The organism is Burkholderia sp. E168m22 (assembly GCF_001319805.1).
Classification (GTDB): domain Bacteria; phylum Pseudomonadota; class Gammaproteobacteria; order Burkholderiales; family Burkholderiaceae; genus Burkholderia; species Burkholderia orbicola.
This window is the reverse complement of sequence record NZ_BBSK01000046.1, coordinates 14,172-38,005: the sequence shown is the minus strand read 5'-3', so window position 1 is coordinate 38,005 and position 23,834 is coordinate 14,172. Positions and strand designations below refer to the sequence as shown.

Sequence of the window (23,834 nt, the reverse complement as noted above, 5' to 3'; positions counted from 1 at the left end):
CCGGCTCAGCTGCGCTTGACGCGATAGACAGCAAGACTACCACGCCAGTTCGCTCCCCATCGAATCGGCTGGCCTTCGTGCAGCACGACGCGGTCGAGAATCGTCACGCCCACTTCGGGCGCCAGCGCCTCGAAATCCTCGATCGTCAGCACCCGCACGTTCGGCGTGTTGTGCCACTGGTAAGGCAGCGACTTCGACACCGGCATCCGGCCGTTCAGCACCGACAGCCGGTGCGGCCAGTAGCCGAAGTTCGGGAACGACACGATGCACTCGCGGCCCACGCGCGCCGTTTCGCGCAGGATCGCGGCCGTCTGGTGGATCGTTTGCAGCGTTTGCGACAGGATCGCGATGTCGAAGCTGTGGTCCTCGAACAGGCGCAGGCCATCCTCGAGGTTCTGCTGGATCACGTTGATGCCGTTCTTCGCGCTCGCGAGCACGCCCGCGTCGTTCAGTTCGATCCCGTAGCCGGTGACGTCCAGCTCCTCCATCAGCAGCGCGAGCAGCGAGCCGTCACCGCAGCCAAGGTCGAGCACGGTCGAGCGCGGCTCGACCCAGCGCGCGATCGTGCGGAAGTCCGCGCGCGCGGACAGGGAGTTCAGTGCTTGCTGGTTCATGCTCCCACCTCGTTGGCGATTCGTTCGTAATACGCGCGAAGCAGGTTGTGATAGCGCGCGTCGTCGAGCAGGAATGCGTCGTGACCGTGCGGCGCATCGATTTCCGCGTAGCTGACCGTGCGCTTGTTGTCGAGCAGCGCCTTCACGATCTCGCGCGAACGCGCCGGCGCGAAGCGCCAGTCGGTCGAGAAGCTCGCGATCAGGTACTTCGCCTGCGTGTGCGCGAGCGCGGCCGTCAGGTTGCCGTCGAACGCCTTCGCCGGATCGAAGTAGTCGAGCGCGCGCGTGATCAGCAGGTACGTGTTCGCGTCGAAGTAGTCGGCGAACTTGTCGCCCTGGTAGCGCAGGTACGATTCGACCTCGAACTCGACGTCGAAGCTGAAGTTGTACGCGTCGAGCGCGCCGTCGGCGCGCCGCAGCGCACGGCCGAATTTCTCGGCCATGTCGTCGTCGGACAGGTACGTGATGTGACCGATCATCCGCGCGACGCGCAGGCCGCGCTTCGGCTTCACGCCGTGCGCGTAGTAGTCGCCGCCGTGGAAATCGGGATCGGACAGGATCGCCGAGCGCGCGACCTCGTTGAACGCGATGTTCTGCGCGGACAGCTTCGGCGTCGACGCGATGTCGATGCAGTGCGCGACGCGTTCCGGATACATCAGGCTCCATGCGAGCGCCTGCATGCCGCCGAGGCTGCCGCCCATCACTGCGGCGAAGCGCTCGATGCCGAATGCGTCGGCGACGCGCGCCTGCGCATGCACCCAGTCCTCGACGGTCACCACCGGAAACTTGGCGCCGTACGGCTTGCCGGTCGACGGATCGATGCTCATCGGGCCGGTCGAGCCGAAGCACGAGCCGAGGTTGTTCACGCCGATCACGAAGAAGCGGTTGGTGTCGAGCGGCTTGCCCGGGCCGACCATGTTGTCCCACCAGCCGGTGCTGCGCGGATCGTCCGCGTAGACGCCGGCGACGTGGTGCGACGCGTTGAGCGCGTGGCAGACGAGCACCGCGTTCGAGCGCGCGGCGTTGAGCTCGCCGTACGTCTCGACGACGAGCTGATAGTTGCCGAGCACGCTGCCGCTTTGCAAGCGCAGCGGTTCGGCGAAGTGCATGGTCTGTGGAGCGACGATGCCGATCGATTCCATTCGTTCCGCCTTATGACTGGGCGGCTAAATGGTGTCGGCGATGCGCGGAGGCGAAGGTGCGCGGCTGACGACCTCTTTAGCCGCATTTGTAGTGAACCGCCAAGGCAAGCGCACAGCCACGCCCTGGCCGGTTCGCGCGCCCGCAATCGAGTCAGCAAATCGGCGCGCTTCCGACCTGCCGCCCGTGAGGCGACAGTCGGCAAAGTATAGCGGAAATTGCGAGGCCCGGATTCGGGCGCATGGCGGGCGTACCGTCACGCGCCGGTCACTGCAGGATCAACCGCAGATGCGCATCGGCCTGCTCGCCCGGCGGCTTCTGGAACCCGCCTTTGGCGAACCGATGCCACCGGCCGATCACGTAGCTGACGAGCAGGCTCGCGCGGGCGCCGGGATCGTAGTCGGCCGGCAGCACGAACGGCGTCGCGCCATCGGGCGCCTGCGCCTCGGTGCGCGCGACGCGCAGGCATTGCTTGACGGTCGCCTCGATGCGGTCGAGCAGCTGGTTCACGCGCTCGGTGAGCCGCTCGTCCTCGCCGACCAGCGCCTCGCCGGTCAGCACGCGCGTCATGCCCGGGTTCTTTGCGGCGAAATTGAGCATCGTCAGCGCGATCGTGCGGGCCTGCAGCACGCCGTTCGGCTCCTTCGCGACGATCTGGTTGACGAGCCCGAACAGCGCCTGCTCGATGAACTCGATCAACCCTTCGTACATCTTCGCCTTGCTGGCGAAGTGCCGGTACAGCGCGGCTTCCGACACGTCGAGCCGGGCCGCGAGCGCGGCGGTCGTGATTTTCTCGGGTTTCGGGGCCTCGAGCATCGCCGCGAGCGTCTGCAGGATCATGACGCGGCGCTCGCCCGGCTTCGGGCGCGGGCGGGAGGGTGTGGCCTGGCTTTCCGTTACGGCTTGGTCCTGCGGGTAAGTCGGCTGCATTTTTGTCGCCCCGATCGTGTGCCCAGTCGCAGCGATTTTAACGAACGAATGCGCTGGTCGACATAATGCGGGCGTCCGGTCGCCGGCAGATGGCCGGGCAGGTGGCCGGTGATCCATACCGTGCGGATGCCCAGACGCTTGTAGCGCTTCAGGTGGCTGCGCGTATCCTCGACGAGGATCGCGTCGGCGAACCGCGCATGCGCGGCGCGCAGCGTCCGGCGCAGCATCGCGTGGTCGGGCTTCGCGCGCCACATGCGGCGGTCGCGCATGTGCTCGATCGCGATCACGCGCTCGAACAGCCGCTCGATGCCCAACTCGCGCAGCACCGCGCGCGCATAGTTTTCCGGCGCGTTGGTCAGGATCAGCTTGCGGCCCGGCAGCGCGGCGACGATGCGCGCGAGGCCACGCTCGGCGCGCACCATCGCGGGCAGGTCGGAAAACGTGTGGACCACGCGCAGGAAATCGTGCGGGTCGATCGGATGATGGCGCGTGAGGCCGAGCAGCGCGGCGCCGTAGCGCTCGGTGTAGCCGTTGCGCAGGCGGTCGGCTTCGGCGCGCCCGACCTGCAGCGCGTCGATGATGTATTGCGTCATCGCACGGTTGATCTCCGGAAAGATCGCGTGCGACGCGTGGTGCAGCGTGTTGTCGAGATCGAACAGCCAGACGGGCGCGCCGGCGCGCGGCCGGCTGCGCGAGATGCGCCGGCGCCGCAGCGGGGCCGGCAGGTCGGGGCTGGCAGGCGGGCGGCGCGCGCTCAATGCGAGCGGATCATCGTGCCGAACGGCTGCTCGGTCAGGATTTCCAGCAGCACCGAATGCTCGATCCGGCCGTCGACGATGTGCACCGACTTCACGCCGCTCTTCGCGGCGTCGAGTGCCGACGAGATCTTCGGCAGCATGCCGCCGGAGATCGTGCCGTCCTCGAACAGCGCGTCGATCTCGCGGGCGGACAGGTCGGTCAGCAGGTTGCCGTCCTTGTCCATCACGCCGGGGATGTTGGTCATCATCAGCAGCTTCTCGGCGTTCAGCACCGTGGCCAGCTTGCCCGCGACGAGGTCGGCGTTGATGTTGTACGACAGGCCGTCCTCGCCGAAGCCGATCGGCGAGATCACCGGGATGAACGCGTCGTCCTGCAGCGCCTTCACGACCGCCGGGTTGATCGCCTCGACTTCGCCGACCTGGCCGATGTCGATGTACTGGCCCGGGTTGTCGCGGTCCGGCATCAGCAGCTTGCGTGCGTGGATCAGGCCGCCGTCCTTGCCCGTCAGGCCCACCGCGTGGCCGCCGAAGTGATTGATCAGCATCACGATGTCCTGCTGCACTTCGCCGCCCAGCACCCATTCGACGACTTCCATCGTCTCTTCGTCGGTGACGCGCATGCCCTGGATGAAGGTGCCGGCCTTGCCGATCTTCTTCAGCGCGTGATCGATCTGCGGACCGCCGCCGTGGACGATCACCGGGTTGATGCCGACCAGTTTCAGCAGGATCACGTCGCGCGCGAAGCCCTGCTTGAGCCGCTCTTCCGTCATCGCGTTGCCGCCGTATTTGATGACCACGGTCTTGCCGTGGTAACGACGGATGTACGGCAGCGCCTCCGCGAGGATTTCTGCTTTCAGCGTGGGGGCGATCTGCGAGAGGTCGATGGGCTCGGACATGGCGGCGGCTCTGGCTGGGAACGGTTGAAACAGGGCGAATTGTACAGGAGTGGCGCAGCGCAGCATCGGGTTTTTGGGCCGGCCGGCGCCCCGGCGGCGCGGCGCGGCATCGCACGCGGCGGCCCGCCGGCTATGGCGCGGCGCGATTCGGGCGGCGTCGCGCGGGCGGCGGCGGAGGGCTGGCCAACGTGCGTTTCCGATGGCGTTCGGCCGGGCGGCCGGCGTGCAAAATCCAGCCGTCGCGCTATGCTTGTCGCGTGGGGCGATGTCCCGCCCGCTTCCGCGATTGCGCCATGACCGATTCCGCCGCCGACGCCCGTTCCGCCCCGCGCCGTGCGCGCTGCCCGCACTGCGGGCGCGGCTTCGACTGCGGCGCGCATACGCAGCCGTTCGACTGCTGGTGCGCGGCGATGCCGGTGCCGCCCGGCGGCACGCCGCCCGCGGCCGGCGCGCGGTGCCGATGCCCCGAGTGCCTGGCCGACGAGATCGCGCAGCGCATGGCCGGCGCGGCCGGTTGATGGCGCCTCGCCGCGCCCGTTCGTGTGCATCGATCCGGCCCCGCTAGAGGCGCCGGGCGCTAAACGGGTAAACTGCCCGGATGCAACGAATCACCACCACCGGGCGCGTCAACCTCGGTCACCTGTTCTGGCTCCGCAATCTCGCGATCATCGGCCAGCTCGTGACGATCGGCGTCGTGCAGACCTATTTCGGCGTGCATCTGCCGTTGCCCGCGATGCTGATGGTCATCGCGCTCGAAATCGTTTTCAACGCGCTGACCTGGGTGCGCGTGCTGCGCGCGCGGCCCGAGACCAATTTCGAGCTGCTCGGCCAGCTGTGGGTCGACCTCGGTGCGCTGTCCGCGCTGCTGTTCCTGTCGGGCGGGACGACCAACCCGTTCGTGTCGCTGTACCTGCCGTCGCTCGCGATCGCGGCGGCCGTGCTGCCGTGGCACCTGATGATCTGGCTCGCGGCGTTCGCGGTCGCCTGCTACGCGGCGCTCGGCTTCGATTCGGTGCCGCTCAACATGGACAACCCGGCGAACCTGTTCGATTACTACCGTACCGGCATGTGGGTGAACTTCATGGTCAGCGTCGGGCTGATCGCGTGGTTCGTCGCGCGCATGTCGAACGCGCTGCGCCAGCGCGACGCGGCGCTCGGCGAGGCGCAGGCGCATCTGCTGCGCGACGAGCGGGCCGTCGCGCTCGGCGTGCAGGCCGCCACCGTCGCGCATGAAATGGGCACGCCGCTGTCGACGATCGCGATGCTCGCCGAGGAATTGCGCGACGCGGCGCGCTCCGATCCGGGGCTCGCGCGCTACGACGCCGACCTGAAGGTGCTCGAGGAACAGATGACGCTCTGCACGTCGGCGCTCGCGCGCCTGCGCAGCCGCGCGAGCACGTCGGCGAGCCGCCAGCCGGTGGACGACTGGCTCGACACGTTCGTCGAGCACTGGCGCCTGCGGCATCCGCACGTGCAGTTCGAGCTGCTCGGCGCGCGCCCGGCCGGCGTCGCGCTCGACGATACGGTCGCGGCCGGCCAGATCCTGACGATCCTGCTCGACAACGCCGCGCGCGCGAGCCCGCAGCGCGTGACGCTCGCCGCGAAGGTCGCGCATGGCGGCACGGCCGACGAAATCGAATTCGAGGTATGCGACGACGGGCCCGGCATTCCGGCCGCGCTGCGCGAATCGCTCGGCGCGATGCCGGTCGACAGCACGCAGGGCGGGCACGGCGTCGGCCTGTATCTCGCGTTCAGTGCGGCCGCGCGGCTCGGCGGCGAGATCGAACTGTCCGACGTCACGCCGCGCGCGGCGGGCGGCAACGGGCGGGCCGGCGGTGCGGCAAATGGCCACACGGCGGCCGTATCGGGACAACGCGCGGGATCGCGCACGGGTGCACGTGCAGCCGAACGGCCGGCCGGCGCGCCGGACAGCCGCCCGGCCGTCGCCGCGGCCGGGCGCGGCACGCGGGCCGTGCTGCGCCTGCCGGTCGTGCGCGTCGCGATGCCGGCGGCCTCAACCAACACGTAGACGGAGAAACCACATGAGCGAGAACAATTTCCTGGTGATCGACGACAACGAGGTGTTCGCGGGCACGCTCGCGCGCGGCCTCGAGCGCCGCGGTTACGCGGTCCAGCAGGCGCACGACAAGGAGACGGCGCTGCGGCTTGCGGCGGGCGGCAAGTTCCAGTTCATCACCGTCGACCTGCATCTCGGCGAGGATTCGGGGCTGAGCCTGATCGCGCCGCTGTGCGACCTGCAGCCCGATGCGCGCATTCTCGTGCTGACCGGCTACGCGAGCATTGCGACCGCCGTGCAGGCCGTGAAGGAGGGCGCCGACAACTACCTCGCGAAGCCGGCGAACGTCGAGTCGATCCTGGCCGCGCTGCAGACCAACGCGACCGAAGTGCAGGCCGACGAGGCGCTCGAGAATCCGGTCGTGCTGTCGGTGGACCGGCTCGAATGGGAGCACATCCAGCGCGTGCTGGCGGAGAACAACAACAACATCTCGGCCACCGCGCGGGCGCTGAACATGCACCGCCGCACGCTGCAGCGCAAGCTCGCGAAGAAGCCGGTCCGGCAGTAAGCGGCGCACCAACGAAAACGGGCGGCCCCGGAAGGGGCCGCCCGTCTCTCATCAAGCACTGCGCGCGTTACAGCACGTAGCGCGACAGGTCCTCGTCCTGCGCCACTTCGCCGAGCGCACGGTCGACGTACTTCGCGTCGATCGTCACGCGCTCGCCGGCGTGGTTGCCGGCCGAGAACGACACTTCCTCGAGCAGCTTCTCGATCACCGTGTACAGCCGGCGCGCGCCGATGTTCTCGGTTTTCTCGTTGACCGCGAACGCGATCTCGGCGAGGCGCCGGATGCCGTCCGCGGCGAATTCGAGCTGCACGTCTTCGGTCGCGAGCAGCGCCTGGTACTGCTTGACGAGGCTCGCGTCGGTCGCATCGAGGATCGCCTCGAAATCTTCGACCGACAGCGAATCGAGCTCGACGCGGATCGGGAAGCGGCCTTGCAGTTCGGGAATCAGGTCGCTCGGCTTCGCGAGGTGGAACGCGCCGCTCGCGATGAACAGGATGTGATCGGTCTTCACCATCCCGTACTTCGTGTTGACCGTCGTGCCTTCGACGAGCGGCAGCAGGTCGCGCTGCACGCCCTGGCGCGACACTTCGCCGCCGCTGCCTTCGTTGTTGCGCGACGTGATCTTGTCGATCTCGTCGAGGAACACGATGCCGTTCTGCTCGACGTTCTGCACGGCCTTCGTCTTCACTTCCTCTTCGTTGAGCATCTTCGCCGCTTCCTCGTCGGTCAGCAGCTTCAGCGCTTCCTTGATCTTCACCTTGCGGCGCTGCTTCTTGCCGCTGCCGAGGTTCGAGAACATCGAGCGGATCTGCTCGGTCATCTCTTCCATCCCCGGCGGCGCCATGATGTCCATGCCGACCGACGGCTGCTCGAGGTCGAGCTCGACTTCCTTGTCGTCGAGCTGGCCTTCGCGCAGGCGCTTGCGGAAGGTCTGGCGCGTCGCGTTGTTGTCGTCGTTCGCGTGGTCGGCATTGCCGCCGAAGCCCACCGCGCGCGGCTGCGGCAGCAGGATGTCGAGGATGCGGTCTTCCGCCTGGTCGGTGGCCTTGCTGCGCACCTTGCGCATTTCGGCTTCGCGCGTCTGCTTGACCGAGATCTCGATCAGGTCGCGCACGATGCTGTCGACGTCGCGGCCGACGTAGCCGACTTCGGTGAACTTGGTCGCTTCGATCTTGATGAACGGCGCGTCGGCGAGCTTCGCGAGGCGGCGCGCGATTTCGGTCTTGCCGACGCCCGTCGGCCCGATCATCAGGATGTTCTTCGGCGTGATTTCCTGGCGCAGCGGCTCGGCGACCTGCTGGCGGCGCCAGCGGTTACGCAGCGCGACGGCGACGGCCTTCTTCGCCTTCGCCTGGCCGATGATGTGCTTGTCGAGTTCCGAGACGATCTCGGCAGGGGTCATGGTGCTCATGGGGCTGTCCTTACTCGATCGTTTCGATGATGCGGTTGTGGTTCGTGTAGATGCACATGTCGCCCGCGATCCCGAGCGACTTCTCGACGATGTCGCGCGGCGACAGGTCGGTGTTCTCGACGAGCGCGCGGGCCGCGGCCTGCGCGTACGCGCCGCCCGAGCCGATCGCGCAGATGCCGCCTTCGGGATCGAGCACGTCGCCGTTGCCGGTGATGACGAGCGTGGTGGTGGCATCGGCCGTGATCAGCATCGCCTCGAGGCGGCGCAGCATCCGGTCGGTGCGCCAGTCCTTCGCGAGCTCGACGGCCGCGCGGGTCAGGTTGCCCTGGTGCTTCTCGAGCTTCGCCTCGAAGCGGTCGAGGAGCGAGAACGCATCGGCGGTGCCGCCCGCGAATCCGACCAGCACCTGGTTGTTGTAGATCCGCCGCACTTTCCGCGCGCCACCCTTCATGACGATGTTGCCGAGGGTTACCTGGCCGTCGCCGCCGAGCGCGACCTTGTCGCCGCGCCGGACCGAAACGATGGTCGTGCCGTGAAATTGCTCCATCTGCGTTCCTTGAGAAAAACGGGGAAGAGTCGGGCGACGCGACGCGCCGCCGCGTGAATCCGCAGTGCGCCGGGGAGCGGCCCGGCGCGCGTCCGTTTCATTTTAGGGCGGGCGCCGGGATATCAAGAGGGGAAGGCAAATCGGCCGGCGGCCGGGAACCGGTGCCGGAAAAACAAAAAGCGCGCGGCAGGCCGCGCGCTTTCGGGAAGCAGCGTGTTTGAGCGGAATGCCGCTCGATCAGTCGCCGAACAGCTTCTGGCGCAACTCGCGGCGTTCCTGCGCCTCGAGCGACAGCGTGGCGGTCGGACGCGCGAGCAGGCGCGGAATGCCGATCGGCTCGCCGGTTTCCTCACACCAGCCGTAATCGCCGGAGTCGATGCGGGCGAGCGACTGCTGAACCTTCTTGAGGAGCTTGCGTTCGCGATCACGCGTACGCAGCTCGAGCGCGTGCTCTTCCTCGATCGTCGCGCGGTCGGCGGGATCGGGGACGATCACCGTCTCGCGCAGGTTCTCGGTCGTCTGGCCTGCATTCTTGAGGATGTCCGCCTGCAACTGTTCGAGCCGATTTTTGAAGAAGGCGAGCTGATCCTCATTCATGTAATCCTTGTCGCTCATCTTCAGGATTTCGGCTTCGGTCAAGAGTTTCTTCGTCATCTGCTTGCTTCTTCAATGTGCGGCAAATCGAGAGATATTGCCTGCACTTTGGGATTACCCGCAACCGCGCTTGCAATCACTTGCGATTTGCCGCCGCGGGGCCGAAAGCCTCTGGAAAACCGGTTCTCAAATACCAGGATAGGCCTGGCGCGGATTTGCGCGCGCTGCGAACCGGTGTGCTGCGCGGCACATCGCATCGGCCGCGGCCGGGAGGCGGATTGGCGATCCGGCGCGGTTGCGATGCCCGGAAAACTGGTTCAGCAAGAACCGGGCCTGTTTGTTGCCGTACTCCAGCGGGCACGTATTGTAACTGAATCGCAAGCGGGCGCCGTATCGGGTCGATCCCCGTCGGCTGCGCCAATATCTAGAAAATATAACGCGCAAATCGCGAAAAAGCGATGACGGCGAAACCCTGCCCGGAAAAGGCGCCGCCCGACCGCCGCGGCCGCCGGTGCGGGCGGCCGGGCAGCGGGCGCACGGCGGGCGCCCGCACGGGTCAGGCGAGGCAGGCGTCGAGGCCGTCGGTGATCAGGTCCTGCGGCAGGTCGACGCCGATGAACACCATCTTGTTGGTCTTCTTCTCGACCGGCAGCCACTTCGCCGCGAGGTCGCTGCCCATCATCTGGTGCACGCCCTGGAACACGACCTTGCGGTCGACGCCCTTCATGTACAGCACGCCCTTGTAGCGCAGCATCCGCTCGCCGTAGATCTGCAGGATGCCGCCGAGGAAGTCTTCCAGCTTGTTCGGGTCGAACGGGCGGTCGTTGCGATACACGAACGACTTGATCTTGTCGTCGTGGTGCGCGTGGTGATGATTGTGGTGGTGGTGGCCGTGGTCGTGATCGTGCGCGCATTGGCCGTGATCGTGGTCGCAATTCGCGTGATCGTGATCATGGTCGTGATCGTGATGATCGTGCGCGTGATCGTCCTCGGCGAGGAAATCGGGATCGATCTCGAGCTTCGCGTTCAGGTTGAAGCCGCGCAGGTCGAAGATTTCCTTGATGTCCGCTTCGCCGAAATTCACGACCTTGATCGCGGCCTTCGGGTTCATGTGCATCAGGCGGTGCTTGAGGCCCGCGACGGTCTGGTCGTCGACGAGATCCGACTTCGTGATGAACAGGCGATCGGCGAAACCGACCTGGCGCTGCACCACCTCGTGTTCGTCGAGCTGCGCGTTCGCGTGCTTCGCGTCGACCAGCGTGATGACCGCGTCCAGCAGGAAGTCGTCGGCGATTTCGCTGTCGATGAAGAACGTTTGTGCGACGGGGCCCGGGTTCGCGAGGCCGGTCGTCTCGATCACGATGCGGTCGAAGTCGAGCTTGCCCTCGCGCTTCTTCGCGGCCAGATCGCCGAGCGCGCGGGCGAGGTCGCCGCGGATCGTGCAGCAGATGCAGCCGTTGCTCATCTGGATGATCTGCTCGTTCGAATCCTGCACGAGGATTTCGTTGTCGATGTTCTCTTCGCCGAACTCGTTCTCGATCACGGCGATCTTCATGCCGTGCTGTTCGTTCAGGATGCGCTTGAGCAGCGTCGTCTTGCCGCTGCCGAGGAAGCCGGTAAGGATGGTGACGGGAGTGGCCATGTCGGTCGCCTGTGGTTCGTGAATCGGGGTCAAAACCAGGATGTGCGTCGCGCCCTCGCGCTGCGAGCCGGGGCGCACAACCATCCATTGAAACATACCTGTCAAGCCCCCGCCCGTCGTCCGAACGACAGGCGGGGGCGCTGCGCCGCCAACGGAGGGCGGGCGCGGTTGTCCGCGCTAGATCGGGGCGATCAGACGATTTGCAACAGCAGGCCCTTCAGATATTCGCCTTCCGGGAACGCGGCGAGCAGCGGATGATCGACGCCCGCGCCGAGCCGCTTCAGGATGCGTGCGTCGACCTTCGCGTCGGCCGCGGCGCCCGCGACGATCTTCTGGAACAGGTCCATGTCGATCGCGCCCGAGCACGAGTACGTGAACAGCAGGCCGCCCGGACGCAGCAGCCTGAAACCGCTCAGGTTGATGTCCTTGTACGCGCGCGCCGCGCGATCGACGCTGTCGCGGGTCGGCGCGAACTTCGGCGGATCGAGCACGATCAGGTCGAAACGCTCGCCTTCGTCGACGAGGCGGCGCAGCGTCTTGAACGCATCGGCGTCGAGCCAGGTCGCGCGTGCCGCGTCGAAGCCGTTGGCCACGACGTTCTGCTGCGCGAGCGCGAGCGCGTCGCCCGACGAATCGATCGACACGACGCGTTTCGCGCCGCCCTTGAGCGCCGCGAGCGAGAAGCCGCCCGTGTAGCAGAAGCAGTTCAGCACGTCGCGGTCGGCCGCGTACTGCGCGACGAGCGCGCGGTTGTCGCGCTGGTCGACGTAGAAGCCCGTCTTGTGGCCGTTCGGCACGTCGACGTGATAGCGCACGCCGTTTTCGTTCGCGATCAGCGTCGCGGGCGGCGCGTCGCCGGCCAGCACGCCGGTCGTCTGTTCGAGCCCTTCCTTGTCGCGGATCGACACGTCCGAGCGCTCGTACACGTTCGGGCAGCCGGTCGCGCCGGTGAGCGCCGCGACGATCGCGTCCTTCCACGCTTCGACGCCCGCGGCCATGAACTGGCAGACCAACTGGCCGCGCGGCGCCGCGCCGGCTTCGGCGGTATCTGCAACGTAGTAGTCGACGATCAGCCCCGGCAGCCCGTCGGCTTCGCCGAACACGAGCCGCACCGCGCCGGTGCCCGACACCATCGTCGTGCGGTGCGCGACCGCGCGCTGCACGCGGCGCTTGAAGAACGCGTGATCGATCGGCTCGTGCTCGTCGAAGCTCCATACCCGCACGCGGATCTGCGACTGCGGGCTGTACGCGCCGCGGGCGAGGAAGCGGCCGTCGTGCGCGCGCACGAGCACGGTCGCGCCGGGCGCGGGCTTGCCGTCGACGCGGTCGATCGCATTGGCGTAGATCCACGGATGGCGGCGCAGCAGCGATTTTTCCTTGGACGGCTTGAGGGTGACGGTTTGCATGATGAGATCGAAATGGGCCGCGCGCGACGCCGGCCGGTGCCGGCCGCCGCGCGTGGCGGGTAACACGGGACGCGCGTCAGTCGCGCTTCTTCGCGCGCGGATGCGCGCTGTCGTAAATCTTCGCGAGATGCTGGAAGTCGAGCGACGTATAGATCTGCGTCGCGGCGACGCTCGCGTGGCCGAGCAGTTCCTGCACCGCGCGCAGGTCGCCGCTCGACTGCAGCACGTGCGTCGCGAACGAGTGGCGCAACACGTGCGGGTGGACGTTGGCGGGGATGCCGGCGGCGAGCGCCGCGCGCTTCACGCGCTCGCGCACGACGCCCGGCGACATCCGGTTGCCGCGCACCGACACGAACAGCGGATGCGGATCGTGCTTCACGAATTCGCCGCGCACCGCGAGCCACGCGTTCAGCGCGTCGATCGCCTTGCTGCCGACCGGCACCTTGCGCTCCTTGTTGCCCTTGCCGCGCACGGTGACTTCGGCTTCGGCGAGATCGAGCCAGCCGGCCGAGCGGTAGCCGTCGGCCTGCGTGTACCGGACGTCGAGCCCGACCAGTTCGGCGAGGCGCAGCCCCGACGAATAGAACAGCTCGAGGATCGCGTGGTCGCGGATGCTTTCGGTCGTGCCGGCGAGCGGCGCGTCCATGAGTGCGACCGCATCGTCGACCGACAGCGCCTTGGGCAGCGATTTCTCGCGTTTGGGCGCGCGTACCCCGGCGACGGGATTCGCGGGCATCTCGACGCGTTGCGCGAACCAGCGATAGAACGCACGCCATGCGGAAAGGCGGTGCGAGATCGAGCGCGCGGACAGCCCGGCCGCGTGCCCGCGCACGACCGCGCCGCGCATGTCGGCGGCGGTCAATGCTTCGAGCGGCCGGCCGGCCGCGAGCTTCTTCAGTTCGTCGAGTTCGTGCGTGTACGCGCGCAGCGTATGTTCCGACAGCTGCCTGACGTGCTTCAGGTTCGACAGGTAGGCGGCGATCGGATCGTCGGTCATCGCGTGCGGCGGATCAGTGCGGCAGCAGGCGCGTGAGCGCGGCGCTCGCGAGCGTCGCGATCTGCGCGAGGAAGTCGGTGGCCATCCCGTCGTGGAAGCGGCGCGGATCGGGCGAACCGAGGACCAGCAGGCCGAACGCGGGTGCATCGCTGCCGGCGAGCGGCGCGCGCAGCGCGAGCAGCGCGACCGACGCGGCCGAGCCGTCGCCGGCCGGCGCGGCTTCGGCGCCCTCCGCTGCGTTCGCGGCCGGGGCGGCGAGCGCGGGTGCGAGCCACTGGGCGGCTTCGAAGCCGGTGTTCGCGCCGCAGTACGGCGTCGACAGGCCGTTCGTGAACAGGCGCACTTCCTCGCCGACCTGGCGCGCGAAGTCGGCTTGCGCGTAGGTGTCGGCGACGTCCCACACGCGCAGCGCCGTCTGCGGCACGTCGAACACGTCGGCGATGCCGTCGGCGATCGTGCGCGGCAGCGCGTACGGATCGCGTTCCGCGATCACGCGCGCGGTCCAGCGGCTGAACTTCGCGGACAGGCTGTCGTTCTCGTGGCCGTAGCGCACGAGCTCGGCGAGCCGGCGCTCGAGATGCTTGTTCTTGTCGCGCAGCATCTCCATCTGCCGTTCCTGCAGCGAGATCGCGGCCTTGCCGTGCGGGTTCGCGAGACGGATCGTCGCGAGCAGCTCGGCGTGCTGCGCGAAGAATTCGGGGTTGGCGAGCAGGTAGTCGGCGACTTCGCGATCGTTCATGTGGCGGGAGCGTTCAGTTATCAGGGACGTTGCAGGGTCAGGCGTTCAGGTCGATCTCGCCTTCGAACACGGTCGTGGCGGGGCCGGCCATCATCAGCGCGGCGGCTTCGTCGCGCGCGCCGTCCCAGCCGATCGTCAGCGTGCCGCCGTGCGTGTGCACGGTCACGGGCGAATCGAGCAGGCGGCGCCGGATGCCGGCCGCGACCGCCGCGCACGCGCCGGTGCCGCACGCGAGCGTCTCGCCCGCGCCGCGTTCGTACACGCGCAGCTTCACCTCGTTGCGCGACACGATCTGCATGAAGCCGGCGTTCACGCGCTGCGGGAAGCGCGCATGGCGCTCGATCAGCGGGCCTTCTTCCAGCACCGGATACGCTTCGACGTCGTCGACGACCTGCACCGCGTGCGGATTGCCCATCGACACCGTCGAAATCCAGCGCGTCGCGCCACCCACGTCGAGCGGCCACAGCGTGTCGTTGCCTTCCTTGCGGCCGTCGAGGCCCGCGGCATCGAACGGCACCTGCGCCGGCGCGAACACGGGCGCGCCCATGTCGACGACGACTTCGCCGTTGTCCTGCAACGTCAGCGTGATCAGGCCCTTCATGACCTGCACGCGCACGCTGCGCTTGTCGGTCAGGCCGCGGTCGCTGACGAACTTCACGAAGCAACGCGCACCGTTGCCGCAGTGCTCGACCTCGCCGCCGTCGCAATTGAAGATCCGGTACTTGAAATCCGCGCCGTCGACGGTCGGTTTCTCGACCAGCAGCAACTGGTCGGCGCCGATGCCGAAGTGGCGGTTGGCGAGTGCGCGCACCTGCGCTTCGGTGAGCGGCGGCAGCGCGCGCGAGTAGCCGTCGAGCACGACGAAGTCGTTGCCCGCGCCGTGCATCTTGGTGAACGAGAGTTTCACTGGGTCCGGAATTCCATGGCGAACAAGGCGGTCGGCACGACACGGGCGGCCGGCGGCCATGCCGGGGCAGCGTCGTTCGTCGTGCTGATCTCAACCGCAAATGATACATGCAGCCGACAGGGGCGTCCTGCGCGGGGACGGTGCTTCAGGTTGCTCCTGCGGGCCGGGCAGGCGGCATCTGTCGATTGGTCGACTGGTCGGGTACGTGACGAGCGGACAAATTGGCAGGGTGTGGCGGGCGTAGCGGAGGCGGCACTGGCGGTGCGTGCCCGAATACACGACGAAGGCATGGGCGACCCGGACGAGCGTTTTCGTACGGGTCAAATTGACGAGGAAATCAAGTGATTCGTATAGTCTGGCTATACACATTCGGGCCATGCTGTCGACGTCGCGCTCGAGTGTGGGAGGTCCATGATCAAGTCATGGGTACACAAGGGACTGGAAGCGTTTTTCGTCACCGGGAGCAAGGCGGGCATTCGGCCCGATCATGCGCCCCGGCTGCGGCGCATGCTGGCGCGTCTCGATGTCGCTGGCGCGCCGCAGGACATGAATGTGCCTGGCTGGCGTTTTCACGGCCTCGCTGGCGGGCTGGACGGATATTACGCCGTCGGCGTCAACGGCAACTGGCGGCTGACATTCCGATTCGAGGGCCGCGACGTCGTTCTGGTCGATTACCAGGACTACCACTAAGGTGATTCAAGCCATGACCCGCATCTTCAATCCACCCCATCCGGGCGAAACGCTGCGCGACGACGTGCTGCCGGCGCTCGGTCTGACCGTCACCGAGGCCGCGTCGCAACTTGGCGTGACCCGTGCCGCACTGTCGCGGGTCCTGCACGGCCATGCCGGCATCTCGCCGGAAATGGCGTTGCGGCTCGAAGCGTGGCTCGGCGAGGAAAACGGGGGAAGGGCCGATCTGTGGCTCGCGCAGCAGTCGGCCTACGATCTGTGGCAGGCGCGCGCAAAGGGCGCGCCGAAGGTGGCAAGAGCACAGGTGCGCACATGACGGCGCGCCCGCATGTCTCGCGGCAGGTCAGTACAGGCTCGGCTCGCCCGGCGGGCGCGTCTTGAAGCGCTTGTGCACCCAGTAATACTGCTCGGGCATCAGCGGAATCTGTTCCTCGAGGAATGCGTTCATCCGCCGCGCATCGAGATCGTCGTCGCCGGTCGGGTAGTGATCCCACGGCTTGAATACCTTCAGACGGTAGCCCTTGTAGTTCGGCAGCACCTCGCCGATGAACGGCACGACCTGCGCGCGGCCCGTCTTCGCGAGCCGGCCGACGGCCGTCAGCGTGCAGGCCGGCACGCCGAAGAACGGGACGAACGTCGAGTTGCGCAGCCCGTAGTCCATGTCCGCGCCGAGCATCACCGGCTTGCGGTCGCGCAGCCAGCGCAGCACGACGCGCGCGCTGTCCGCGCGGCCGACCATCTCGGCGTCGAAGCGCCCGCGCGCCTTCTTCGCCTCTTCCTCGAGCACCGCGTTCGAGAACGGCTGGTACAGCGATCCGCAGCGACGCTGCAGCGAACGGTTCAGCCAGATCGAACCGGCTTCGATGCCGACGAAGTGCAGGCCGAGGAACAGCGTCGGCGGCAGGTCGGGATCGGTGAGATCGACCGCGCTGTCGACCTGGATCAGCTTCGCGAGCTTCTTCTCCGAGCCGAACCATTGCACGCTGCGCTCGACGTAGCTGCGGATCGCATGACGGAAATGCCGGCCCGCCACTTCCTCGCGCCGTTCGTCGCTCCAGTCCGGGAAGCAGAGTTTCAGATTCGTATGTACGATGCGCTTTCGCCGGCTGGGGATCTGATACAGCAGCCAGCCGAGGCCATCGCCGAACCGTGCGGTCAGACCGTACGGCAGCAGGGCGAGCAGCTTCAGCAAGCCGATGGCGAGGTGCGTGCCGAGGCGGCCTAGCATGCGGAATCTCCGTAGGGCCGGCTGGCCGGTACGTTGCGAACAGGGTGGTAAGACAGCGGACGATGCAGCACGGGCGGCGCTCTGTGACAATTCAGGAAAGCCGCTATAATACGGGCTTCGCCGAGTTAACTGACAACTTGCGGGGCGAAGCCGGCTGGCGCGACACACGCTGCCCGGTCCTGGTAATCCGCTAAAGCGTCGCCGCTTCAGGCCCAACGAAGCTGGCTACGTGAAACCAACCGTAACCACACAGGAGCCTGAAAAAGTGGCAAACGATTATCTCTTCACGTCCGAATCCGTCTCCGAAGGCCATCCGGACAAAGTCGCGGACCAAATCTCGGACGCGATTCTCGACGCCATCCTCGAGCAGGACAAATACTCCCGCGTTGCAGCGGAAACGCTGTGCAACACGGGTCTCGTCGTGCTGGCCGGTGAAATCACCACGACGGCCAACATCGATTACATCCAGATCGCGCGCGATACGATCAAGCGCATCGGATACGACAACACCGACTACGGCATCGACTACAAGGGTTGCGCGGTGCTCGTCGCGTACGACAAGCAGTCGCCGGACATCGCGCAGGGCGTCGATCGTGCACACGACGACAACCTCGACCAAGGCGCGGGCGACCAGGGCCTGATGTTCGGTTATGCGTGCGACGAAACGCCGGAACTGATGCCGCTGCCGATCTACCTGTCGCACCGCCTCGTCGAGCGCCAGGCCAGCCTGCGCCGCGACGGTCGCCTGCAATGGCTGCGTCCGGACGCGAAGTCGCAGGTCACCGTCCGCTACGTCGACGGCAAGCCCGATTCGATCGACACCGTCGTGCTGTCGACGCAGCACGCACCGGACATCGAGCTGCCCGCGCTGCGCGAAGCGGTGATCGAGGAAATCATCAAGCCGACGCTGCCGGCCGAGCTGATCAAGGGCGACATCAAGTTCCTCGTGAACCCGACCGGCCGGTTCGTGATCGGCGGCCCGCAGGGCGATTGTGGCCTGACCGGCCGCAAGATCATCGTCGATACCTACGGCGGTGCCGCACCGCACGGCGGCGGCGCGTTCTCGGGCAAGGATCCGTCGAAGGTCGACCGTTCGGCTGCGTATGCCGGCCGTTACGTCGCGAAGAACATCGTCGCCGCCGGCCTAGCGTCGCGCGCGCTGATCCAGGTGTCGTACGCGATCGGCGTGGCCGAGCCGACTTCGGTGATGGTCAACACGTTCGGCACGGGCCGCGTGTCGGATGCGGTGATCACGAAGCTCGTGCGCGAGCATTTCGACCTGCGTCCGAAGGGCATCATCAAGATGCTCGACCTGCTGCGTCCGATCTACGAGAAGACCGCGGCTTACGGCCACTTCGGCCGCGAAGAGCCGGAATTCTCGTGGGAAGCGACCGACAAGGCGCTCGCGCTGGCCGAAGCGGCCGGCGTGGAGCCGACGGCACGCGTCGCGTAAGCGTCGTTCGCCTGAAATGAAAAACCCCGGCCTAGCCGGGGTTTTTTATGGGTGTCGATCGCCGCGGCAACGGCGGCGATGGGTGCGGGCCAAGCCCGCCGGGGACGCGTTCAGCGCGCCCCGAACCCGAACCAGCCGTTGCTCGCCGCGAGGCGGCGCGGGCGGTTGACGCGGCGCTGCGGGCCGAGCTTGCGGCGCAGCGCGAGCGCGCGCAGCGACGACGGTTTCTGCAGCAGCGAACGCAGGCCGGCGCGGCGGGCGAACGCCTGTGCGCTCATCATCGAGAAAAACGCGTGGAACCACGCACGGATGCCGTCCAGCCGGCTGTGCGTGTGCGTACGTTCTGCCAGCGCCTGCGTGCGGGCGCGGTGATGGCGCAGCGAGCGGGCAGGAGCGGACGGCACGACGCGCTTCGCAGCGCGGTTGAAACGGGAAGTCAGACGGAATGGCATGTGAACGATGCTTCGCTTGTATGGGTGGCGCCCTGAAGAGCGCACTGGTATCAACGGCCTCGGATGGCACAACGGATCTTACCTAAACCCGTCGCGCGCCGCGCCCGCCAGAATTGACAGGCCGCGTCAGGCTACAGGGGTTTCGTGACCGGCAAAAGTCGCGATAAACCCTCGTGCAGCAAGGCGTGTGCCGTATACCGCCTGTCGCTCAGGCAGGTGCCGCGTCGCACAGTTCCCTTGCGCTGGATCAAATCCGCGATTGGCATGCCCCTGCGCACGACAATGGTGCTGTTCGCGGTATCCGGCGCCGATTTACAATCGTCACATTCACACAATAAACGTCTGGCATCCCATGTCGTCTCCATTGCAGTCGGAATCGATCCGCGCGCAAGTCGCGGAATTGCGCGAGCGCGGCTTCGTCGTCGCGCGCGGCCTCGTCGGCGAAGCGCAGTGCGCGGCGCTCCGGCAGATCGCGGAGCGCCAGTTGCGGGAGGCCGCCGAGCCGATCGAGTTCGAGGCCGACCTGCGCTACCCGGGCGCGCCCGAATCGAAGCATGCGCCGGGCGGGCATACGGTGCGACGGCTGCTCGATGCGTATTCGCGCGATCCGGCGTTTGCCGAGCGCGCGATCGCGCCCGAAATCGGCGCGTGGATGCGTGCGTATTTCGGCGAGGAGCCCGTGCTGTCGCGTGCGCATCACAACTGCATGATGACGAAGCACCCGGCGTACGGCAGCCTGACCGGCTGGCATCGCGATTTCCGCTACTGGGCGTTCGAGCGGCCGGACATGGTGTCGGTGTGGCTCGCGCTCGGGCCGGAAACCAACGAGAACGGCGCGCTGTGGCTCGTCCCGGGTTCACATACGGCCGAATTCGGACCGGAAGCGTTCGATGACGCGAAATTCTTCCGCAGTGATCTGCCGGAGAACCGCAGGATGATCGACGCGGCGACGTGCCCGTCGCTGCAGACGGGCGACGTCGTGTTCTTCCACAGCAACACGCTGCATTCGGCCGGGCAGAACCGTTCCGACCAGGTGAAGTTCTCGCTCGTGTACACGTACCACGGCGCAAGCAACCGGCCGGTGCCCGGCACGCGCTCGGCGTCGAAGCCGGAAGTGCAGTTCTAGGCCGACCGGCGGCCGGCGAAGCCGCGGCGATCACGCGATGCGGTGCGTCGCGGGCAAATGAAACGACGGGCGGCCTGGCCGCCCGTTTCGTTTGGCGCGGCTCGCGCGCGTGATGTCGGCACGACGAGCCGGTTGCGATAGGCCGGATAGTCGACCGAGCCGCTCTCGATGCGATCGCGAGCCGTGCGCGCGTCGCGCTGCGATGCGATCAGCGCTTGCCGCCCGGCATCGCGAGGCCGATCAGGCCGACGAACGATGCGACGGCGCCGCCGACGATCAGCAGGATCGTCTTCGTCGCGGGCGAGCCGGTGAAGAAGCGCGACACGTTGTCGTTGATCGAATGGAACGACTGGCCGCCGAAATACAGCAGCACGACGCCGCCGACGAGCAGTGCAACCGAGATGACCCGGGACATACCAACCTCGCTGAAACGGTGATTCGAGACGCCGCAGTGTAGGCGAGCGCCGCGGTCGCGTCCATCGTCGCGCCGCCGTGCGTGATCCGGCCGCTTTCGCTACCATAGTCGTCGTATGACTCCTTCGCCGCCGTCGCGTCATTGGCGCGGCCGGCGCGCGTCCCTTTCCCCGATGTCCTGACGGAACAGACTCATGGCCTACGAAGCAGCTTCCGAACGTTATGCCGGCATGCAATACCGCACTTGCGGCAAATCCGGGCTCAAACTGCCCGCCCTGTCGCTCGGCCTGTGGCACAACTTCGGCGATTCGACGCCGATCTCGACGCAGCGCGAGATCCTGCGCACCGCGTTCGATCTCGGCATCAACCACTTCGACCTCGCGAACAACTACGGGCCGCCGTACGGTAGCGCCGAGATCAACTTCGGCCGGCTGCTGAAGGAGGATTTCCGCCCGTATCGCGACGAGCTGCTGATCTCGACGAAGGCCGGCTGGGACATGTGGCCGGGCCCGTACGGCAGCGGCGGCGGGTCGCGCAAGTACGTGCTCGCGAGTCTCGACCAGAGCCTGCAGCGGATGGGGCTCGACTACGTCGACATCTTCTATTCGCACCGTTTCGACGCGCATACGCCGCTCGAGGAAACGGCGGGCGCGCTGGCGTCGGCCGTGCAGCAGGGCAAGGCGCTCTACATCGGCATTTCGTCGTATTCGGCCGCGAAGACGCGCGAGATGGCCGCGCTGCTCGCGCAATACAAGGTGCCGCTGCTGATTCACCAGCCGTCGTACAACATGCTGAACCGCTGGATCGAAGAGGACCTGCTCGGCACCCTCGACGACGTCGGCGCGGGCAGCATCGCGTTCACGCCGCTCGCGCAGGGCCTGCTCACGTCGAAGTACCTGAACGGCGTGCCGGCCGACGCGCGCGTGAACAAGCCGGGCGGCGGCTCGCTGAAGGAGGATCACCTGAGCGCGGACAACCTCGAGCATGTGCGCAAGCTCAACGCGATCGCCGAACGGCGTGGGCAGAGCCTGGCGCAGATGGCGCTGGCGTGGGTGCTGCGTAACGGCCGCGTGACGTCCGCGCTGATCGGCGCGAGCCGGGCGGAGCAGGTGCGCGAGAACGTCGGCGCGTTGCAGAACCTCGAATTCTCGGCGGAGGAACTCGCGGAGATCGATCGTTACGCGACCGAAGGCGGCATTAATTTGTGGGAAAAGCCGTCCACCGATCAGGCGATCTGAGCGGAAGTCGATACGGCATGCGAAACATCGCGTGCCGGGTCCGACGCGCACGCGGTACGTCGCATCGCTGCGGTGCAGCGATGCGCGTCGCGCATGGCCGGCAGCGCTAGATCAGCGCAGGCAGGCCTTCAACGAGCAATACCGCGACGCCGACGCCGAGAATGACGCCGAGTACGCGCAGCAGGTTGTGACGGAATTGAGTGGCGCACGGCACCGCGCCGAGAAACAGCGCTCCGGCCAGCGCCATCGGAATCAACAGGATGAAGTCGCCGATCGTGAAGTAGGTCGTCATGCGTGTCTCCAGTGTCGACCGAAGTGGGCGCTTCAGTGCTTGCGTTGGCGGCTCCATCCCTGCGGGATATCGGCCTGAAACGGCACGCATGCGCTCACCCCGGCCCCATGCCGGGTGTTTCTAGTTGGTCCGGCCCGTTACGCGCAGGCCGGTCAATTCGAGTATAGGCAACCGGCGGCGTTTTTCGCTATCCGAACCATTAAAAATCAGCGGAAAGACCCGAGAATTCCGCGTTTTTCGGGCAAACAAGACGAACGCCTTGCACGCATCTTTCCCGTTCCTTTCGATTTGCGCGGAATCGTCGTATGTGTCCGATACGGGCCGCCGCACCCGCGGGCGCGGCGGCCCGTCTACTCACGCGCGGTCGGGTTGCGGGCGGGCGGCCGGCGCGCGGAACACCAGCGCGAGCCCCGCGATGATCGCGCCCATGCCGGCGAGTGCGAGCGGCTCGGGCCGGTTGCCGAGCCACACGGCATCCATCAACGTGGTGACGACGGGCACGAGATAGAACAGGCTCGTCACGTTGACGAGATCGCCGCGCTGCATCAACCGGTAGAACAGCAGTTGCGCGATCACCGAAATCACGATGCCGAGCCACAGCAGCGGCACGACGAACGCCCAGCTCATGTCGAACGACACCGGCCGGAACGGCACGATCGCGACGCACAGCGCGAGGCCGATCGCGTTCTGCAGCGGCAGCACGTCGGCGGGCGCCGCGCGTACGCGCTTTTGCAGCAGCGAGCCGGCGGTCAGCGCGACGAGCGCCGTGAGTGCGCACGCGATGCCGGCCGCCGACAGGCCGCCGGTTCCGCCGCTCACGCCACGGCCCACGACGAGCGCGAGGCCGGTGAGCGACAGCGCGAGCCCGGCGATACGCACGGGTTGCCAGCGACGCTCGACGATCGCGAGCGTGAGGATCGGCTGCACGCCGAGTATCGTCGCGAGCACGCCGGGCGCGATGCCGCGCTCGAGCGCGAGCAGGTAGAAGATCGAATAGCCGCCCATCATCAGCAAGCCGGTCAGCGCGGCCATGCGCCGCTCGCCGCGCGGCGGCAGCCACCGTCTGCGCATGAACGCCAGCACGAGCAGCACGAGCGATGCGAGCGCGAAACGGGCGGTGAGAAAGGCGAACGCGGACGCGTGACGCAGACCGAGTTCAGCGAAGATCGCGCCGCTGCTCCACAGCAGCACGAAGAGCGACGTCGCGCCATGCGCGGCGAGCGCGCGTTTGAACGAAACCATGTGAATCCACCTGTCGAACGGATCGAAACGTTCCATTCGCGCGCGGCAACGTGCCGTGCGTCACGACGCACGTACCTACAGCCAGCGGGGCGAATGGAAGACGAAAACGAAAAGCCGGCGAGTCAGCCGGCGCGTGCCGCCGGAGGGGGCGGCGCGGCGCAGACGAGCGGCGGTGCGACAGGAGGAGGAAGGACCGACGGATGCACGCACGCCTGCGGCCGCGCGTCGAACTGCGGCCGGGATTTTGCGAGGGCGGACGTGAGCGGATACATCGTGTCGGAATGCGGTTGAACGCGAATGAAAGCCTAAGGTACCGCAAGGCAGCCATCGAACGCAACCACTGTCCGCGGCCGCGCATCGCGGGCGATAGGGTGCGTCGGGAGGGGGCCGATGTCGCTGCGCACGCAAGCGTTCGACGAAGGGGGCAAAGCGATGGGCATGCGACGTGTGCGAGGTGATTCCGGTCGGTCGCGCGAAGTGTTCAGATGATTCCGCAGCGGCGAAGCGAAGCAGCACGCGCGTTACGTCAATCA

The 23,834-nt window shown here is 67.1% G+C and carries 26 protein-coding genes; 8 read left to right on the top strand and 18 right to left on the bottom strand.

What is annotated here, in order from left to right:
- Positions 1 to 5: 5 nt before the first annotated feature.
- The 5 genes from metW to argB form a co-directional block, all read right to left on the bottom strand.
- Positions 6 to 614, bottom strand: coding sequence for a methionine biosynthesis protein MetW (gene metW, locus AP428_RS13105; RefSeq protein WP_006755281.1), 609 nt, complete (start codon positions 612 to 614; stop codon positions 6 to 8).
- Positions 611 to 1,756, bottom strand: coding sequence for a homoserine O-acetyltransferase (locus AP428_RS13100; RefSeq protein WP_006477489.1), 1,146 nt, complete (start codon positions 1,754 to 1,756; stop codon positions 611 to 613). The genes metW and AP428_RS13100 overlap by 4 nt, the downstream gene beginning before the upstream one ends.
- A gap of 265 nt (positions 1,757 to 2,021) precedes the next feature.
- Positions 2,022 to 2,684, bottom strand: coding sequence for a nucleoid occlusion factor SlmA (slmA, locus tag AP428_RS13095; RefSeq protein ID WP_011546468.1), 663 nt, complete (start codon positions 2,682 to 2,684; stop codon positions 2,022 to 2,024).
- Positions 2,651 to 3,442: a pyrimidine 5'-nucleotidase gene (locus AP428_RS13090; protein WP_011546467.1), complete on the bottom strand. Its 792-nt coding sequence runs from the start codon at positions 3,440 to 3,442 to the stop codon at positions 2,651 to 2,653. Before AP428_RS13090 ends, slmA begins: the two co-directional genes overlap by 34 nt.
- On the bottom strand, positions 3,439 to 4,338 hold the full coding sequence (gene argB, locus AP428_RS13085) for an acetylglutamate kinase (protein ID WP_006490510.1): 900 nt from the start codon (positions 4,336 to 4,338) through the stop codon (positions 3,439 to 3,441). The genes AP428_RS13090 and argB overlap by 4 nt, the downstream gene beginning before the upstream one ends.
- Positions 4,339 to 4,631: 293 nt before the next feature.
- Between argB and AP428_RS13080 the strand changes: the two genes are divergently transcribed.
- The 3 genes from AP428_RS13080 (at position 4,632) to AP428_RS13070 (ending at position 6,923) form a co-directional block, all read left to right on the top strand.
- Complete coding sequence (locus AP428_RS13080) at positions 4,632 to 4,856, top strand: cysteine-rich CWC family protein (RefSeq protein ID WP_011546466.1); 225 nt, start codon at positions 4,632 to 4,634, stop codon at positions 4,854 to 4,856.
- Between the two features lie 80 nt (positions 4,857 to 4,936).
- Positions 4,937 to 6,367, top strand: coding sequence for an ATP-binding protein (locus AP428_RS13075; protein ID WP_054928163.1), 1,431 nt, complete (start codon positions 4,937 to 4,939; stop codon positions 6,365 to 6,367).
- Between the two features lie 13 nt (positions 6,368 to 6,380).
- The gene (locus AP428_RS13070; RefSeq protein ID WP_011546464.1) at positions 6,381 to 6,923 is read left to right on the top strand and encodes a response regulator transcription factor; all 543 of its coding nucleotides are present in this window, start codon (positions 6,381 to 6,383) and stop codon (positions 6,921 to 6,923) included.
- Positions 6,924 to 6,990: 67 nt separating this feature from the next.
- Here AP428_RS13070 and hslU read toward each other — a convergent pair whose 3' ends face one another.
- The 8 genes from hslU to dapF all read right to left on the bottom strand — a co-directional run bounded on the left by hslU (position 6,991) and on the right by dapF (position 15,166).
- Positions 6,991 to 8,334 carry an ATP-dependent protease ATPase subunit HslU gene (hslU, locus tag AP428_RS13065; RefSeq protein WP_054928162.1) on the bottom strand — a complete coding sequence of 448 codons (1,344 nt, stop codon included), beginning with the start codon at positions 8,332 to 8,334 and terminating at the stop codon, positions 6,991 to 6,993.
- 10 nt (positions 8,335 to 8,344) lie between these two features.
- Positions 8,345 to 8,881 carry an ATP-dependent protease subunit HslV gene (gene hslV / locus AP428_RS13060; protein ID WP_011546463.1) on the bottom strand — a complete coding sequence of 179 codons (537 nt, stop codon included), beginning with the start codon at positions 8,879 to 8,881 and terminating at the stop codon, positions 8,345 to 8,347.
- A gap of 237 nt (positions 8,882 to 9,118) precedes the next feature.
- Entirely contained in the window at positions 9,119 to 9,535 is a 417-nt protein-coding gene (gene dksA, locus AP428_RS13055) for an RNA polymerase-binding protein DksA (RefSeq protein WP_006477498.1), read from the bottom strand.
- A 496-nt stretch (positions 9,536 to 10,031) separates the two neighbouring features.
- Complete coding sequence (locus AP428_RS13050; protein ID WP_027811174.1) at positions 10,032 to 11,117, bottom strand: GTP-binding protein; 1,086 nt, start codon at positions 11,115 to 11,117, stop codon at positions 10,032 to 10,034.
- 191 nt (positions 11,118 to 11,308) lie between these two features.
- The gene (locus AP428_RS13045) at positions 11,309 to 12,523 is read right to left on the bottom strand and encodes a class I SAM-dependent rRNA methyltransferase (RefSeq protein WP_011546461.1); all 1,215 of its coding nucleotides are present in this window, start codon (positions 12,521 to 12,523) and stop codon (positions 11,309 to 11,311) included.
- Between the two features lie 76 nt (positions 12,524 to 12,599).
- Positions 12,600 to 13,520 (bottom strand): tyrosine recombinase XerC, encoded by a 921-nt coding sequence (gene xerC, locus AP428_RS13040; RefSeq protein ID WP_023477636.1) that lies wholly within the window; start codon positions 13,518 to 13,520, stop codon positions 12,600 to 12,602.
- Between the two features lie 13 nt (positions 13,521 to 13,533).
- Positions 13,534 to 14,259 carry a DUF484 family protein gene (locus AP428_RS13035; protein ID WP_011546459.1) on the bottom strand — a complete coding sequence of 242 codons (726 nt, stop codon included), beginning with the start codon at positions 14,257 to 14,259 and terminating at the stop codon, positions 13,534 to 13,536.
- 37 nt (positions 14,260 to 14,296) lie between these two features.
- Positions 14,297 to 15,166 (bottom strand): diaminopimelate epimerase, encoded by an 870-nt coding sequence (gene dapF, locus AP428_RS13030; protein WP_054928161.1) that lies wholly within the window; start codon positions 15,164 to 15,166, stop codon positions 14,297 to 14,299.
- Between the two features lie 411 nt (positions 15,167 to 15,577).
- Here dapF and AP428_RS13025 point away from each other — a divergent pair, with 411 nt between their 5' ends.
- On the top strand, positions 15,578 to 15,856 hold the full coding sequence (locus AP428_RS13025) for a type II toxin-antitoxin system RelE/ParE family toxin (protein ID WP_006477504.1): 279 nt from the start codon (positions 15,578 to 15,580) through the stop codon (positions 15,854 to 15,856).
- Between the two features lie 13 nt (positions 15,857 to 15,869).
- Positions 15,870 to 16,172, top strand: a complete 303-nt coding sequence (locus AP428_RS13020; RefSeq protein ID WP_027806586.1) for a HigA family addiction module antitoxin — start codon at positions 15,870 to 15,872, stop codon at positions 16,170 to 16,172.
- Between the two features lie 27 nt (positions 16,173 to 16,199).
- Here AP428_RS13020 and lpxL read toward each other — a convergent pair whose 3' ends face one another.
- Positions 16,200 to 17,084, bottom strand: coding sequence for a lauroyl acyltransferase LpxL (gene lpxL, locus AP428_RS13015; RefSeq protein ID WP_006477506.1), 885 nt, complete (start codon positions 17,082 to 17,084; stop codon positions 16,200 to 16,202).
- Positions 17,085 to 17,349: 265 nt separating this feature from the next.
- On the opposite strand from lpxL, the gene metK reads away from it, so the two are divergent.
- Positions 17,350 to 18,537, top strand: coding sequence for a methionine adenosyltransferase (metK, locus tag AP428_RS13010; protein WP_011546455.1), 1,188 nt, complete (start codon positions 17,350 to 17,352; stop codon positions 18,535 to 18,537).
- A 110-nt stretch (positions 18,538 to 18,647) separates the two neighbouring features.
- Here metK and AP428_RS13005 read toward each other — a convergent pair whose 3' ends face one another.
- Positions 18,648 to 18,989, bottom strand: a complete 342-nt coding sequence (locus AP428_RS13005) for a hypothetical protein (protein WP_006477508.1) — start codon at positions 18,987 to 18,989, stop codon at positions 18,648 to 18,650.
- Between the two features lie 352 nt (positions 18,990 to 19,341).
- Here AP428_RS13005 and AP428_RS13000 point away from each other — a divergent pair, with 352 nt between their 5' ends.
- Positions 19,342 to 20,115, top strand: coding sequence for a phytanoyl-CoA dioxygenase family protein (locus AP428_RS13000; RefSeq protein ID WP_012329416.1), 774 nt, complete (start codon positions 19,342 to 19,344; stop codon positions 20,113 to 20,115).
- Between the two features lie 208 nt (positions 20,116 to 20,323).
- Here the strand turns inward: AP428_RS13000 and AP428_RS12995 are convergent, their stop codons facing one another.
- On the bottom strand, positions 20,324 to 20,530 hold the full coding sequence (locus tag AP428_RS12995; protein WP_006477510.1) for a DUF3185 family protein: 207 nt from the start codon (positions 20,528 to 20,530) through the stop codon (positions 20,324 to 20,326).
- Positions 20,531 to 20,723: 193 nt separating this feature from the next.
- Here AP428_RS12995 and mgrA point away from each other — a divergent pair, with 193 nt between their 5' ends.
- Positions 20,724 to 21,767, top strand: a complete 1,044-nt coding sequence (mgrA, locus tag AP428_RS12990; protein WP_011546453.1) for an L-glyceraldehyde 3-phosphate reductase — start codon at positions 20,724 to 20,726, stop codon at positions 21,765 to 21,767.
- Between the two features lie 106 nt (positions 21,768 to 21,873).
- Here mgrA and AP428_RS12985 read toward each other — a convergent pair whose 3' ends face one another.
- The gene (locus tag AP428_RS12985) at positions 21,874 to 22,059 is read right to left on the bottom strand and encodes a hypothetical protein (RefSeq protein WP_006482800.1); all 186 of its coding nucleotides are present in this window, start codon (positions 22,057 to 22,059) and stop codon (positions 21,874 to 21,876) included.
- A 354-nt stretch (positions 22,060 to 22,413) separates the two neighbouring features.
- A complete protein-coding gene (locus tag AP428_RS12980; protein WP_054928164.1) occupies positions 22,414 to 23,301 on the bottom strand; it encodes a DMT family transporter in 888 nt (295 codons plus the stop codon).
- Between the last annotated feature and the right edge of the window lie 533 nt (positions 23,302 to 23,834).

Bases quoted from the DNA above. Each gene is read 5' to 3' on its own strand.
- metW (WP_006755281.1), bottom strand. From the start codon at position 614: ATGAACCAGCAAGCACTGAACTCCCTGTCCGCGCGCGCGGACTTCCGC.
- AP428_RS13100 (WP_006477489.1), bottom strand. From the start codon at position 1,756: ATGGAATCGATCGGCATCGTCGCTCCACAGACCATGCACTTCGCCGAA.
- slmA (WP_011546468.1), bottom strand. From the start codon at position 2,684: ATGCAGCCGACTTACCCGCAGGACCAAGCCGTAACGGAAAGCCAGGCC.
- argB (WP_006490510.1), bottom strand. From the start codon at position 4,338: ATGTCCGAGCCCATCGACCTCTCGCAGATCGCCCCCACGCTGAAAGCA.
- AP428_RS13080 (WP_011546466.1), top strand. From the start codon at position 4,632: ATGACCGATTCCGCCGCCGACGCCCGTTCCGCCCCGCGCCGTGCGCGC.
- AP428_RS13075 (WP_054928163.1), top strand. From the start codon at position 4,937: ATGCAACGAATCACCACCACCGGGCGCGTCAACCTCGGTCACCTGTTC.
- AP428_RS13070 (WP_011546464.1), top strand. From the start codon at position 6,381: ATGAGCGAGAACAATTTCCTGGTGATCGACGACAACGAGGTGTTCGCG.
- hslU (WP_054928162.1), bottom strand. From the start codon at position 8,334: ATGAGCACCATGACCCCTGCCGAGATCGTCTCGGAACTCGACAAGCAC.
- hslV (WP_011546463.1), bottom strand. From the start codon at position 8,881: ATGGAGCAATTTCACGGCACGACCATCGTTTCGGTCCGGCGCGGCGAC.
- dksA (WP_006477498.1), bottom strand. From the start codon at position 9,535: ATGACGAAGAAACTCTTGACCGAAGCCGAAATCCTGAAGATGAGCGAC.
- AP428_RS13050 (WP_027811174.1), bottom strand. From the start codon at position 11,117: ATGGCCACTCCCGTCACCATCCTTACCGGCTTCCTCGGCAGCGGCAAG.
- AP428_RS13045 (WP_011546461.1), bottom strand. From the start codon at position 12,523: ATGCAAACCGTCACCCTCAAGCCGTCCAAGGAAAAATCGCTGCTGCGC.
- xerC (WP_023477636.1), bottom strand. From the start codon at position 13,520: ATGACCGACGATCCGATCGCCGCCTACCTGTCGAACCTGAAGCACGTC.
- AP428_RS13035 (WP_011546459.1), bottom strand. From the start codon at position 14,259: ATGAACGATCGCGAAGTCGCCGACTACCTGCTCGCCAACCCCGAATTC.
- AP428_RS13025 (WP_006477504.1), top strand. From the start codon at position 15,578: ATGATCAAGTCATGGGTACACAAGGGACTGGAAGCGTTTTTCGTCACC.
- AP428_RS13020 (WP_027806586.1), top strand. From the start codon at position 15,870: ATGACCCGCATCTTCAATCCACCCCATCCGGGCGAAACGCTGCGCGAC.
- lpxL (WP_006477506.1), bottom strand. From the start codon at position 17,084: ATGCTAGGCCGCCTCGGCACGCACCTCGCCATCGGCTTGCTGAAGCTG.
- AP428_RS13005 (WP_006477508.1), bottom strand. From the start codon at position 18,989: ATGCCATTCCGTCTGACTTCCCGTTTCAACCGCGCTGCGAAGCGCGTC.
- AP428_RS13000 (WP_012329416.1), top strand. From the start codon at position 19,342: ATGTCGTCTCCATTGCAGTCGGAATCGATCCGCGCGCAAGTCGCGGAA.
- AP428_RS12995 (WP_006477510.1), bottom strand. From the start codon at position 20,530: ATGTCCCGGGTCATCTCGGTTGCACTGCTCGTCGGCGGCGTCGTGCTG.
- mgrA (WP_011546453.1), top strand. From the start codon at position 20,724: ATGGCCTACGAAGCAGCTTCCGAACGTTATGCCGGCATGCAATACCGC.
- AP428_RS12985 (WP_006482800.1), bottom strand. From the start codon at position 22,059: ATGACGACCTACTTCACGATCGGCGACTTCATCCTGTTGATTCCGATG.
- AP428_RS12980 (WP_054928164.1), bottom strand. From the start codon at position 23,301: ATGGTTTCGTTCAAACGCGCGCTCGCCGCGCATGGCGCGACGTCGCTC.